Raw genomic sequence first — 13,507 nt, forward strand, 5'->3', positions numbered from 1 at the left:
CGAGACCCTCGCGCCTGGAGAACGCGGCTACGCTGCGCCGGCGAGGCGTCATGACCGCGTATTTCATCGCCCTAGGCGCGCACCGGACGCGTGCATCACGCGGAGGAAAAGAAAGGAGCGCCGGTCCCGATCAATGCCCGCGCGGAGAAGGGTGCCGATTCGGCTTACTTCCGCAGCGCCTTTTCCAAGCGCCGAGTCATTATCCCCGCCGACGGCTGGTACGAGTTTTTAGGGGGCATTAGGGCAGGGTGGAGGGCAGGGTTTTGCCCGGGCTCTACACCCCTTTACCCTGCCCTATTTTTCGAGAGCAGCACCTCCAACGGAATCGCCCACATCTGTCTACTTCCGGTTTGAACACGACTTGCTCGCATGCCCCGTTCCTTACACGCATCTTGGAATGCTTCCCAAAGCCGTCACTAAACCACCCGCTCTGTCCAAGGCTCATGAAAATTTCCAACAAAATATGATGCCAAGTTAGGCAAATCTTGACTTGGGATGGCTGACGGGTTCTGTCGATGCGCCCGCCCATTAACCTGCAAAAATAGGTTTCGCCGCGTCACTGCTAAAAACCGGCTTATGGTAGACCACCAAGAGAAATGACCTGCCGCGGGCGGTGCGCACCGCTTTGAGCGGACAGTTATTTCAACAAAAACAGATCAGGAACTGATCTGTCGCCATCATTCGCCAAATAGTGGCGGCGACCCGACAGCCCCGCATAGCTTCCCCCTACGTATGTCCACGCCTCTGGATTGGGTTTTCTATTCTCCCTTATATAAAGCTTATAGGCTGTCGTGCTTAATGCCCGCCCTTTTGAGTCGCACAAGGTTTTAATCCAAGTGTTGCCGTTCCGGGTCCATGAAGAAAGTGACCATTTGCGCGCGGCCGGGAATGGGGATCCCCCAAAACTGTAGTACCGATTGCCACGTTTCCAGAGTGGGCTGCCAGGCCCCTGGATGATCGCGCCATCGAATTGCCTGTGAGTCTTCCCCACCTTATCAAACCGGATGCAACTCCTTGCCTCGGCCGAGCGTGCAGGGCCGGAAGTCGTTGCAGGGCGGGCGCGAACTGCCACATCGATCACTGTCTTTCGTGACTGGCTATCGATCGCGTCCCAAAGCACCCTGATTGACTGATTCGCCAGACTTGTCTTGGGAGTGATGCAGAACATGGCGTTTCTAATCGGCGCGGGACCGACGGTGCGGCACTCGACATACTGGAAGCCGCCCCATGTGTTACCCGAGGACTGAAATACCGACGGACCACAATCGAGTCCGTTTTCTCCAGACACGCTGATACTACCGACGCTCGGGGGAATGACCCCGAATCTCAATCTGCGCCCCGCTGCCCCTTGAGATAGACGTCCGCTGAAGCAAAGCGGTTCTCCAACTTGAACTCGTCCACCATGGCGCTTTCGATAACCCGGCGGATTTGCAATCGTTCTGTTGATCCCTGCGTCATGCGGATCGGTGTATTGCGTTCCGTCGGCGGGCGAAACACGCCAAAGAGAGCCCCTAAGCCCCGCCCCCGTTGCAGCATTGAAGAGCGCGCACGCGAGTAACAGGACTGCCGCATATCCGCACGCGCTTGCAATGTTCGCTAGGCGAGGCTGGATTTGCCCAGCCCTAGATGAATCGGTGTGGATTACCGACTGCATTCTGGGTCTCCGGAACGGCGGGTCTGGTCTTGTCTTTTTTCCGCCAAGGTCCTTCGATCCGCACCGTTCACCTTATGCGGTTTGCAAAGGAGACAACCGCCCCGCGCATTCTTGGGTTTCCGGCGTTTATGGTGTGCCATTCGCAGATCGTTGTGCAGTTTTTTGTTTCTCGTTCGCAAAGCCTTGTTCCGACGCCGAAGGCGACCCGGATCTCCCCGGCACTGCTTCTTATTACTTAATCACCCCGGCCAAAATGCGCGGAACCGGTATTGCTCGACGCCCTTATCCAGACTGTCCTAAATTATAGCGGCCTTAACGAGATAAGCGACAATAGGAGACAAGTTGCGAAAGTCCGTTCTCAGAATATGGGACAAGGAAATCCTGCAGCGTTTGCGCGCCATCGCTACCGGCACAGCGAAGCTCGTGGACCGTGACGAGTTACGGAGAAGGCTTGAGAAGCGGCTCAGATCTCCGCAGTGACTCGTGTCTGAATTCTTGAACAGGCGGCGGAAGAGGCTCTGTGTTAAACCCAGGCGCACGGTAGCGCAGAAGGCATCTTGTTTACCCTTTACTCACCAGAAAATTTCTCCTCATAAATCTTCAACGCCTCGTCCAATGACCGGGAGAAAGCAATCTGCCCCACCCGTTCGCGCACGCCGGCGCGGCGCAGCTTGAGGATCATACGCGGGTGCAGATTGTTGATGATCAAACCAATACGGTGGCCGCGTAGTTCCTTAACGATTGATTCCATGGAGACAATCGCCGTCATGTCCAGCATTGTGACCTGCGTCATTTCGAGGATGACCACGCACACATCGGGACTGACCATACCGATTTGGCGTATGGCCTTATGAGCGGAGCCGAAGAACAGCGGCCCCTTTATATCGTAAACGGCCAACCCCTTCGGGAGATCCTGGGTTTCTGCTTTTTTATCGTTGGTGAACGCTCCACGCAGATCCACGCCGGTGAGGGCGATACTACGGCGAATAAACAGCGCGGCCGCTAGGCCGACGCCGACACTAACCGCGACGACCATGTCGAATATCACAGTCAGCGAGAAGCAGGTCAGCAAGGTAATCACATCTTGGCGAGGTGCGATCCTGAGGGTGCGCACGAAGTGGCGCGCCTCGCTCATGTTCCAGGCTACCATGATCAACAGCGCCGCCATCGACGCCATGGGAATGTAGGCTAGTAGCGGAGCCAGCACCAGGATGGCGGCCAGAATGAATAGGCTGTGCACGACTGAGGATAGGGGTAATGAACCACCGGCACGGATATTGGCCGCCGTACGTGCAAGGGCGGCGGTTGCTGGAATACCGCTGAATAGAGGTGCGATCAGATTGCCGATGCCTTGCCCGATCAACTCATCGTTAGGATTATGTTTTTTCCCAGACATGCCGTCTGCGACCACCGCGCACAGCAGGGATTCGATTGCGCCAAGCATGGCGATACTCAACGCCGAGCCGATCAAGGTGTTCACCAGACTAAAGGAAAACCCGATGGGCTCACCATTCGGCCCGGGCTGCTGCCAGGGCCACATAAACTCCGGCAGCACCGGTGGGATGCCGCTGCCGGTCACCCCATCGATCACATATTGAAAGCGGGAACCGATGGTTTCCACGGTAAAGCCATCGAATACCTCAACAAGGCTCAGGGCGGCACAGGAGCCGGCCAGTAGTGCGACCAGATGTCCCGGTATCTGGCTGCGCACGCGCGGCCACAGGACCAGGACTAGAAAGGTCACCGCACCGATCAGTGCCTCCCGCCAATCCAGAGTCGGTAAGGCACTGATGAGGGTAGCCACCTGTTCCGGGAAATGCCCATCCAGGCTCACGAGGTCCAGTCCGAGTAGGTCCTTGACCTGAAGAGTGGCGATCACCACGCCGATGCCCGCGGTAAACCCAACTGTCACCGGATAAGGCATGACCTCGATTAGGCTACCCAGGCGCAGTATCCCCATCAGGACCAGAATGATGCCCGCCATGAAGCCACTGAACAGTAACCCACCCAGCCCGTGTTGCTGCACAATCGGCAGTAGCAACACGACGAAGGCCGCCGTCGGCCCAGAGACATTCACTTTCGACCCACCAGTCAGGGCAATCACGATGCCCGCGACGATGGCAGTGTAGAGACCATTCTGCGGGGGCACACCGCTGGCGATTGCCAGAGCCATGGACAATGGCAGGGCGATCACGCCCACGGTGAGGCCGCTCAGGATGTTGGACCAGAGGATCGAAAGCGAGGGCTTGCTCCGGACACTGCGGGTCAGGGCGTAAAACACATCTACTTCCTTGGCGGTAACACCGAGGCCTCTATGCGAATTCAAACATGGTCAACACAGGGCGCGCGTAATGATCCGCGTCGCTCAGCCTAACGGACAGAAGCGAGAGACCAAGCGCTTTATCCACAGGGGCATTTATGTCTCACAGCTCCCGCCGGTCTTGGATGCCCCCTGCTGGCCAAGGTCGGCGCGACGCTATCGAGGATCACCTTGGCGGGCCACCAAGCGTGAGCCACGCCGATAAGTGACCTGGTCAAGACATAATACGATCGGCTGCGCGACCGGCTTGGCGACTCAAGTCGCGACGATAGCCTAATAGCCTACCCGAAACACCCAGCCGGTATTTCGCCTCTGCTGGACCACCAACACGGCTAGTCTTGCCAAGGGCAATAGCTATGGCGACAGGCGTTATTCGGATTGATTCTTAAGGGAAGAGATCACCGAGCGGAAATTCATTAAGGGAGCTATTTAGGGGCTGAACGCTAGCATTGATAGAAAAACACCAGATTTCACAAAGCGTTATTAATTTGTATTGGCGGAGAGGGAGGGATTCGAACCCCCGGACCCCGTAAGGGGTCAACGCATTTCGAGTGCGCCCCGTTCGGCCGCTCCGGCACCTCTCCACTGGTCGCCTCATACTCACACGACAGGCGGACTGCGCAGTTTACAATAGAATACCCTGAGTAAGCCAAGGCTAGGCTGCACGATGGCCAAGCGACACGGTTTATCGGGGGGCGACGGATATCCTCGTGATCAGTGCCTGGCGCTCTACAATAACCGTCCAATTTGACCAAGGCCGTTTTTATTCACTATGGGCCGCTCGTTCGCGCAGCTTTTTATTATTTTGTTGATCCTTAGCGCATGCCTGCTGAGCTGGTTCGGTCGGATGCACTTCCCCGATCGGCTCCAGCTCGTCCAGCAGCGGGATAAACTTGTCGTGCTCACCCGTCTTGGCGCGAGTACTTATTATCAGTCCAACGAAGGGCCGGAGGGGATCGAGTACGATCTTGCGAAGCGCTTTGCCAATCGCCTCGGGGTGCAGTTGGTGATAACGCTGACCGATGATCTGGGCAAGCTCGGAGTGCAGCTGGAAACCGGCATGGCAGATCTGGTGGCCACGGGGATCACGGCGACGCCGTTGCGCAGCAAGCGCTTCGCGTTTGCCACACCGTACCTGCAAGTATACCCCCAGCTGATCTACCGTGCCGGCTCACGACGCCCGGATGGGCTTGCGAATACGGTCAGCGGATCGCTAGCCGTGCTCGCCGATACCCGCTCCGAGTGGCTCCTTTCCGACCGCCAAGTTGACATCCCCCAATTGCATTGGGCAGCGCTCACCAATGCCACCAGTGAGGACCTGCTCTATCGCGTCTGGAGCAGGCAATTCGATTACGCGGTAGTCAACTCCAACGAATTCACTCTGAGTCAACATTTTTACCCCGAGCTGCGTGTGGCTGGAAATATTGGCAAGCCGCAGGGGGTGGCGTGGATGTTTCGCCGCGACGGCGATACCAGCCTGCTCGAGGCGGCCAATCGATTCTTTGCGGATTTGCGGGCGAGCGGCGAACTCAACCAGCTCATCGAGCACTATTATGGTCATCTGGATAAGTTCGATTACGTCGGTACACGGGTATTCATACGCCACATAACCGACCGCCTGCCGCTCTATCGACAAGCCTTTCAGGAGGCCGCCGAGAAGCATCAGTTGGATTGGCGGTTGCTTGCCGCAATCGGCTACCAGGAGTCGCACTGGAATCCTCAAGCGAAATCGCCCACCGGCGTGCGCGGCATAATGATGCTCACCCGACCGACGGCCCGCGCGATCGGCGTCGACAACCGACTTGATGCGGGGCAAAGCATTTTCGGCGGGGCCGCCTACCTAAAGCGTATACTCTCACGCATTCCCGAGCGGGTGCCCGAGCCGCAGAGAACCTGGTTCGCTCTCGCTGCTTATAATATAGGCTATGGCCATTTGGTAGATGCCCAAACGATTACCGAAATGCAGGCTGCGAACCCGGAATCTTGGGCGGCTGTACGCAAGCGCCTGCCGCTGCTCGCGCAAAAGAAATGGTACAAACGGGTAAAATACGGCTACGCTCGCGGTTGGCAGCCCGTACGCTATGTAAAGAACGTTCGCAAGTATTACCGGTTGCTGGTGCGCATCACCGAACCAGCCATCCTTGATCCCAAGCACATCGAGGCCGGCAAAGCTATGCTCGAGGGCCGCAGCCCTTTCTATCTAGAGGGCGCCGTCCAGTCGTTGTATTAAAGCACGCCGCGGTGCGCGTCCCACTCTGTCGGGACGGTTCACATCCATGGTTGAGTTGTTCGTGGATCGAAGAAGCGTCACTGCGGCAACACCTTCCCCAAAGCCCTCTCTGTAAGCGGTATACAAGTTCTAATCGGCATACAAGCCGGCCGACCAAGCGGCATCATGCTTAGTTGTGCAATGAACGAAAGAAACGGGAAGCACAATCGGGATAGGCCTTTTTCTGAAAATATTAGAACTTCATCACACCTGCATGACTGCCGCGTTGACCTGGCTTGTAACCTGGATATGCTGCAGAAGATAAAACACGGTTAGAGCGACCTTCTAAAAAGGTGGCCGGTTTTCTTCACCTGTGGTGATGCTTTGGTGCACCAATGGGTGGCGGTATTCGGCGAAATGTCGAGCACGAAAACGCGCAATAGAATGGGCCGCATCGCTCTTGGGGGAAGGGCACCCAATCCACGGCGTTCGGATCGTGGACACCGCTCTCAACCAACGAAACTGCCGTTGAGGGCGGCGCGATGAGCATAATTCGGCCGGAGCTATCAATTATGCGAGGCAGCGGTCGTGCCAAGTTTGTGGTGATTTTATACGCTTATCTACTGCCTGGAGGGCAATCTTGCTGTGGCTGCGAAGCGTAATCTGAGCAACCTTATTGTCTTCCGCAACAGCCAGGGCCTGCAGGCACGCGGCTCTCTGCTAAAACTCTCCCGCACGACGCTCATTTTCGAAGTCTACAATCCCTACTCCATCGTTCAGCTAAGTGAAGTGCTGGAGGACATGGAGATTCGCAGTGGCGAGCGAATCGTCTACAGTGGCCGAGCCGTCGTCACCAATTTGGTCAACACGGGATTGATGCTGATCATCTCGGCGCGCCTGGTGGATGCCTGGTCTGATTTGCGGGGGTTGATCGGCGATGACCGTAGAATTCAGCAAGAGGTGGTGTCATTCATCGAGGATTGGCAGGACTCGCATCGAATACGCCCAAGCTATCAGTTAAGCGTATCCCGGATTCGCTCCTTCCTGACCGAGCTGCATCGTTGGCTCGAGCACGTGGACATCGAAGGCGATCCTGCCGACGCGGCATCCAATACCGAAGAAAAGCGGGAACTGCTCGCTTCTCTCACCAAGCCCCTCCTGCCCCGATTATCCGAGATGTTCGAGCGCTTCGAAGAAGTTGCTGCAGAAGTCTCGGACGAAGAGCGCACCACCCATTCCCGTTATGTCCAGCGCGATCTGCACCCGTTGCTTATGCGCGCGCCGTTTGTCCATCGCGCCTACCACAAACCACTCGGTTATGCCGGCGATTACGAGATGGTCAACATGATGCTGCGCGAACCGCAGGAGGGTCCGACCATCTACGCGCAGCTTATCAACACGCTGTATCTCGACACCGGTCCCGCCCAGGCCCACCGTAACCGCATCGACATATTGGCGGATTGGCTACAGGAGCGTGTCCGCAAGACTCTGGAGCACCGTGAGCAACCGCGCATACTCAATATCGGCTGCGGGCCGGCAATAGAGCTCCAGCAACTGATTCGCAGCGAGCCTTTGATGGCTCAGTGCCGGATTAAGCTGGTCGATTTCAGCGAGCAGACCCTTGCATACACGAAAGGAAAACTTGACGAGGCCAGTCAAGTAAATGGCATCCGACCAGAAATTGAATACAGTCACGATTCAGTGCACAAGCTACTCAAACGTGCTTCCCAAAAAAGGGAAGAGGAAGATTACACAGAGGCGTTCGACATCGTCTACTGCGCGGGCCTTTTCGATTATTTATCCGATCGAGTGTGTACGCGGCTGCTCAGCCTTTTCTGCCAATGGAGTTGCCCAGACAGCGAGATTTTAGCCACCAACGTGCATCCGAGCAACCCGACTCGCTACTGGATGGAATACTTGCTCGAATGGTATCTGATTTACCGGGACGAGCGCCAAATGTTGAAGATTTCCGAAGACCTTGGCCGGCGGGAGGTTTTCGTAGATGAAACCGGGATCAATGTTTTTTTGAAAATCTTCAAGGAAGTAGATGCCGACTCGGATGGACATTGACCCGGCCGTCGAGCAGGCTTGGGCCGAAAAGGATCGTTCGGCGCGGTTGCGATTTTCCAGGATCGGCTGTGTGCTTGCCCTCGTCCTGATCCCGGCGGGGGTGACCCTGGATCTGTTCATCTACCCACAGTTTTTCGGCAAATTTTTGCTGCTGCGCGCGCTTGGTGATGTGGCTGTCCTGGTCATTCTAGGGCTGCATTTCAGTAAAAACGGCCGCGACAATATTCGAATTCTCACGATGGCCTGGCTGATCATACCCCAGGCAACCATCTGCTACATGATCTACCTGACCGAGGGCTATGCCTCTACCTATTATGCCGGGCTGAATTTAGCGATCCTCGGTATGGGTGTGTTACTGCCCGTCACCGTATGGGAAGTCGCGATACTCGTTAGCGCTAGCCTGGCGCTTTACCTCGTGGCTTGCTTGAGCCGGACCGAAGAGCCGATTAATTCTGTTTTGCTCTACAATAATCTCTATTTTCTCGTCTCTACCGGTGTTATCAGTGCCACCGCCGTGTATTTCAATCGACTTCGACGTTTTACGGAATTCCGGCTTAATTTCGAGCTGGATGCACGTCATAAAGAACTAGCGGAGCTGGACCGACTTAAGTCCGAGTTCTTTGCTAATGTCAGCCACGAACTGCGCACGCCGTTAACGCTGATTCTTGCGCCGGTGGAGGATCTGCTGCAAAAACGTGCCGCTATTCCGGCGGCCATTGCCAGTCAGTTGGACATCATTTACGGCAACGCGCATCGGTTGTTGCGGCTGGTGAACGATCTGCTCGAGGTCATCCGGCTGGAGGAAAGCGGTGTCAAGCTGGATCGTCGGCCACTCGATCTGACGGCACTTTTGAAAAGTATCGTAACGGCCGTTGAACCGCTCGCTAAGTCACGCGGTATCACTTTCAAGCAGCGGCTTCCCGACGATCCGGTTCCGATTCGAGGTGATCGCAGTGCGCTAGAGAAAGTCTTTTTCAATCTGCTGAGCAATGCATTCAAGTTCACCAACGCTGGGGGTGGCGTTCGCATCACCGCCGAAGTTGAACCGGATCAAGTGCAGGTGACGGTCCAGGATACGGGCATCGGCATCAGCGAAAGCGATTTGCCGTTCGTGTTTGACCGTTTCCGGCAAGCGGACAGTTCGGCAACGCGAAAATACGTTGGCACGGGTTTGGGCCTCGCGCTCGTGAAAGAGCTCACAGAAAAACATGACGGTTCAGCCAAGATTCAGTCAAGACTGGGAGCGGGCACGGCCATAACGGTTAGTCTTCCCCTGGCGCGTGCCGCGGGTGAGCTCGATGCGGAGCCCACGGATAAAGAAATCTTTGCGCAGCCCGCTAGCGCTGCGCCATGGCAGGAGCTGGCGGCGGCGCCGGGCACCGATGCGTCTCCAGTCGCTACGGGTGATGATGAGCGGGCAACAGTCTTGGTGGTGGACGATGAGCCGGACATGCAGCGTTATCTGGTCGAGTTGCTCGCACGGGAATATCGAGTGCTCAAAGCAAGCGACGGGCGGCAGGGGTTGGCGCTCGCACAAAGCCAGCGTCCGAATCTTATGGTGCTCGATTTGATGCTGCCCGAAATCGACGGTCTGGAGATCTGCCGTCGCATCAAAGAGTCTCCGCAGACCCGTTCGACGCGCATCGTATTGCTCACCGCCCGAGCGGACGAGACTACCAAGCTGGCGGCGCTCGAGAACGGTGCGGATGACTTCCTCACCAAGCCGTTCAGCGGTATCGAGGTGCAGACTCGGCTGCACAATCTGCTGCGCTCCGCCAAGCTGGAGCAAGACCTGCAATTACGTAACGAAGAGCTGCAGACCACCTTGGATGAGCTCACGCAGACCCAGAACCAACTCCTGCACAGTGAAAAGATCAATGCACTCGGTCGCCTCTCGGCCGGACTCTTGCATGAGGTCAACAATCCACTGAACTACGCTCTGACCGCTTTGGAGGTGGTGAAAAACGATCGCACGATCACCGGCGACGAGGAACTCAGTGAAATCATCGGCGATATCGACGAAGGCATGCAGCGTATCCGCGGAATCGTCTCCGAGCTACGCGCCTTCGCCTACCCCTCCAAGGGTGAACAGCAGACGTTCGATGCCGCCAAAGCCGTACAGGGCGCGGTGCAAATGCTCGTCCACGAACGTCGCGACGTCGCCGTGTACAACGAGGTTGATGAGAGCTGCTGCGTCAAAGGCTCGCGCAATCACATCGTTCAGGTTCTGGTGAACCTCATCGGCAATGCCATCAAGGCCGTACAGGCCGTGGCAGAGCAGCGAGCCGGCGAAATCCGGATACGGGCCGAAGAGGACAATGGGCGCATCCGCGTCAGCGTCCGCGATAACGGCACCGGCATACCGGCCGACACATTAAATCGCGTTTTCGACCCCTTCTATACCACCCGGGATGTGGGCGAGGGAATGGGCATGGGTCTGAGCGTCTGTCAGACCATCGTTCGCAACCACGGCGGCGAGCTTTGCGTGCGTAGCGAAGAAGGCGCCTGGACCGAATTCACTTTTGATCTACCGGCAGCGGATGAGCTGACCCAGACACAGAGCAAGGCGCACAGGGATGTACGTGAGCGAACCGCATAAACGGGCAGTCGTACTCTTCGTCGATGACGAGACTAAGGCGCTGAAGTATTTCGCGCGTTGCTTCCACCGGGAGTTCAACATCCTCACGGCCAGCAGCGGCGACGAGGCCAGAGAGATACTTGCGCAGCACGGCATGTGTATTGCCGTACTGTTAACGGACCAGAGAATGCCCGTCAGCGATGGCATCTCGCTGCTGAGCGAGACTAAAGCACGCTATCCCCACATCGTGCGATTGCTGACCACCGCGTATACGGACATCGGCGAAGCCATCGCCGCGGTCAATCGTGGCGAGGTGTGGCGCTATATTACCAAGCCTTGGGATCTTGAGCTCCTGCGCGGCGAGTTGACCAATGCACTGGAGCTGTATCGCGAACAGAACCACGAGCGCGAGCTACTCACCGAGCGGCGCAAAAGCATCCTCTCCGTGGCGAGTCACATCGCGCACGAGATGCGCACTCCGCTGCTCAGTACCCGTTCCGCCGCCGCGGGCATCGAGCGCTACCTGCCGCGCTTGCTCGAAGGTCACCGCTGGGCTTGTGAGGCCGGGGCGCCGGTCGAGCCCCTGCGGGAATCGCATAAGTTTGCCCTCGAAGAATCGGTAGTCAGCATTCGCCGCATCGTGGATCGAACGAATATTATGATCGATCTGTTGCTGGCGAATTGCGGCGGTAAGCGCATCGATCCGACGGCCTTCGATATCTGTCAGATGGGTGAGTGTGTCGACTGCGCCCTGCAAGATTTTCCGTTCCAGACCGATCAGCGAGAGTGGGTGCACAGCCAGGTCCAGCCGAGTTTTTATTTCCGTGGCTCATGCGGGCTGATGGTGTTCGTGCTGCACAATCTCATGCGTAACGCGTTCAAAGCAATAAACAACGCGGGCAAGGGGCGGATACGTATTTGGACGAGTCGCGGCGAGACGAGTAATACGCTTCATTTTGAGGATACCGGCACCGGTATCGATCCGAAGGTATTGCCCGAAATTTTCGAGGACTTCGCCAGTTTTTCGAGTAACGGCAAGGGAGTCGGTATCGGACTTGGCTTCTGTCGCCGCGTCATGGAAAGCTTCGGAGGCACGATCAGCTGCCACAGCATACCCTCCGTACACACCCGCTTCGATTTGGCATTTCCCCTAGTGGTTGGCGATGGCGCCGATCGGAGCTGATTCTATTGTTTAATTTATGGATGTTAATACACGCGCTATGACGATATATGCGGTTCTCTATGTGGACGACGAGGAGAAGGCGCTGAAATACTTCCGCCGCGCGGTCGCGGATGAGGCGCTACCGGTATACACCGCTTCCAGTGTTGCGGAGGCCTTGGAAGTGCTGGAAGTTCACGGCGAGGAGATCGGTGTCTTAATCACCGATCAGCGTATGCCGGGCCAAACTGGCGTCGACTTGCTGCGCCGCGTTCGCGAAGACTGGCCTGAAATCGTACGCCTGCTGACGACGGCGTATTCGGATCTGGACGAGGCAATCGAGGCGGTCAATCGCGGTGAGATCTTCCGCTACATCACCAAACCTTGGGACATTCGGCAGCTGCGCACGGAGTTGCAGCAAGCTTTGGAAATCCACCGGCTCAGGCTGGAACGCTCATTGCTCATGGAAGAGAAGCTGAGCGTGTGGCAGCGTCTGATCGAGGTCAACCGCGTGCGTGATCTGGTGGTCATGGCCGGCAGTTTTACCCATATCCGCAATGCCATGACGGCCGTCGCCGCCTATCTGGAGGCCAATGTCACCGCAAGCTACCGCGGTAGACTGATTGCTCCGGAACAACTCGACCTGTGGAGTCTGACCGAAACCGAGATCCGGCGCACACTGGGGCTGATCGAGGCGCTCATCCATACCACCGAGCCGAACGAGGCTCGGGATGCCTTCGATGCACAGACCAGCCCACGCCGCTTGATCGAGGAGGCCGCGCCGCCGGTGTGCCAAGTGCGTGTGCAGGAAGTCGACGGGATTCAGCCTGTACTCGTCGATAGGACCCTGGCGCGCTCGCTCGTTGCCAGCTTATGCCACATGAGCGCCGGGGGTGACGAAACGACCGTGGAGGTACTCTGCGAGCCGGGAAGATTATATGGGGAGCTGGCGGCCACCGTTATGACCTTCTGCAGCGCGAGTAATTATCAGGCACCGGAAGGGACGTCCGGTTTGGATGTGATCCCGGAGCATCTGAGCGCCTACCTCATTGCCTATCATCACGGTGGCAGCCTACAGCCGGTCCTGGATGGTTCTATCCAGAAGGGCTTCCGCCTCACCCTGCCCACCGAGCCGGCGGTGGTGCCTGCGGGGCAACCCGCCGAAGGCTGGTTGGAAAGGATTCTCGCGCGCTTGGAGTGTTGGGAGTAGCAATCAGGGCGATCAATTAGCCGGATGAGTGGCGTCCACACGGCGAGATCGTCCTAGTTTCAGCGCGCGTGCTGACTGGGAAAACAACGGCCAATCTATAGTTTCTGTGCAAAATACACTTTTTGACCGCCAACTAAGGGATTGGCCTGCCAGTATGTGAGGTATTTCTACCTATAGATGATCCGGCCGTCCGTGGTGATCGTTTGGGCAACGCCGGTCGGTTGCGCATCTTACGCAACATGCGTACCCATCGGGGCTCGAAGCTGATCCGGCAGAAGAGCGCCGGGAATGCTATCGCCGCCAGCGA

8 protein-coding genes and 1 tRNA gene are annotated in these 13,507 nt (G+C 57.1%); 6 read left to right on the top strand and 3 right to left on the bottom strand.

Annotation, left to right across the window (positions count from 1 at the left end):
* Positions 1-90: 90 nt before the first annotated feature.
* Complete coding sequence (locus NB231_RS20190; protein WP_004998725.1) at positions 91-354, top strand: SOS response-associated peptidase family protein; 264 nt, start codon at positions 91-93, stop codon at positions 352-354.
* A 972-nt stretch (positions 355-1,326) separates the two neighbouring features.
* On the opposite strand, the gene NB231_RS19975 is transcribed toward NB231_RS20190, so the two are convergent.
* The 3 genes from NB231_RS19975 to NB231_RS00545 form a co-directional block, all read right to left on the bottom strand.
* Positions 1,327-1,458: a hypothetical protein gene (locus tag NB231_RS19975; protein WP_269593323.1), complete on the bottom strand. Its 132-nt coding sequence runs from the start codon at positions 1,456-1,458 to the stop codon at positions 1,327-1,329.
* A gap of 764 nt (positions 1,459-2,222) precedes the next feature.
* Complete coding sequence (gene dauA, locus NB231_RS00540; protein WP_004998730.1) at positions 2,223-3,935, bottom strand: C4-dicarboxylic acid transporter DauA; 1,713 nt, start codon at positions 3,933-3,935, stop codon at positions 2,223-2,225.
* 533 nt (positions 3,936-4,468) lie between these two features.
* Positions 4,469-4,558: transfer RNA gene (locus NB231_RS00545), tRNA-Ser, on the bottom strand.
* A 188-nt stretch (positions 4,559-4,746) separates the two neighbouring features.
* Between NB231_RS00545 and mltF the strand changes: the two genes are divergently transcribed.
* The 5 genes from mltF (at position 4,747) to NB231_RS16530 (ending at position 13,200) form a co-directional block, all read left to right on the top strand.
* Entirely contained in the window at positions 4,747-6,204 is a 1,458-nt protein-coding gene (mltF, locus tag NB231_RS00550; RefSeq protein WP_004998733.1) for a membrane-bound lytic murein transglycosylase MltF, read from the top strand.
* 624 nt (positions 6,205-6,828) lie between these two features.
* Positions 6,829-8,253: a class I SAM-dependent methyltransferase gene (locus NB231_RS00555; protein ID WP_004998736.1), complete on the top strand. Its 1,425-nt coding sequence runs from the start codon at positions 6,829-6,831 to the stop codon at positions 8,251-8,253.
* Entirely contained in the window at positions 8,231-10,852 is a 2,622-nt protein-coding gene (locus tag NB231_RS00560) for an ATP-binding protein (RefSeq protein WP_084766187.1), read from the top strand. Before NB231_RS00555 ends, NB231_RS00560 begins: the two co-directional genes overlap by 23 nt.
* Positions 10,830-12,014, top strand: a complete 1,185-nt coding sequence (locus NB231_RS16525; RefSeq protein ID WP_004998742.1) for a hybrid sensor histidine kinase/response regulator — start codon at positions 10,830-10,832, stop codon at positions 12,012-12,014. Before NB231_RS00560 ends, NB231_RS16525 begins: the two co-directional genes overlap by 23 nt.
* 16 nt (positions 12,015-12,030) lie before the next feature.
* Positions 12,031-13,200 (top strand): response regulator, encoded by a 1,170-nt coding sequence (locus NB231_RS16530; protein WP_084766188.1) that lies wholly within the window; start codon positions 12,031-12,033, stop codon positions 13,198-13,200.
* The last annotated feature ends 307 nt before the right edge of the window (positions 13,201-13,507 follow it).

This window comes from Nitrococcus mobilis Nb-231, assembly GCF_000153205.1.
In the GTDB taxonomy this organism is placed as follows: Bacteria; Pseudomonadota; Gammaproteobacteria; order Nitrococcales; family Nitrococcaceae; genus Nitrococcus; species Nitrococcus mobilis.

What these genes read in the sequence shown, in the direction of transcription:
- NB231_RS19975 (WP_269593323.1), bottom strand. Translation starts at nt 1,458, where the DNA reads ATGACGCAGGGATCAACAGAACGATTGCAAATCCGCCGGGTTATCGAA.
- mltF (WP_004998733.1), top strand. Translation starts at nt 4,747, where the DNA reads ATGGGCCGCTCGTTCGCGCAGCTTTTTATTATTTTGTTGATCCTTAGC.
- NB231_RS00560 (WP_084766187.1), top strand. Translation starts at nt 8,231, where the DNA reads ATGCCGACTCGGATGGACATTGACCCGGCCGTCGAGCAGGCTTGGGCC.
- NB231_RS16525 (WP_004998742.1), top strand. Translation starts at nt 10,830, where the DNA reads ATGTACGTGAGCGAACCGCATAAACGGGCAGTCGTACTCTTCGTCGAT.
- NB231_RS16530 (WP_084766188.1), top strand. Translation starts at nt 12,031, where the DNA reads ATGGATGTTAATACACGCGCTATGACGATATATGCGGTTCTCTATGTG.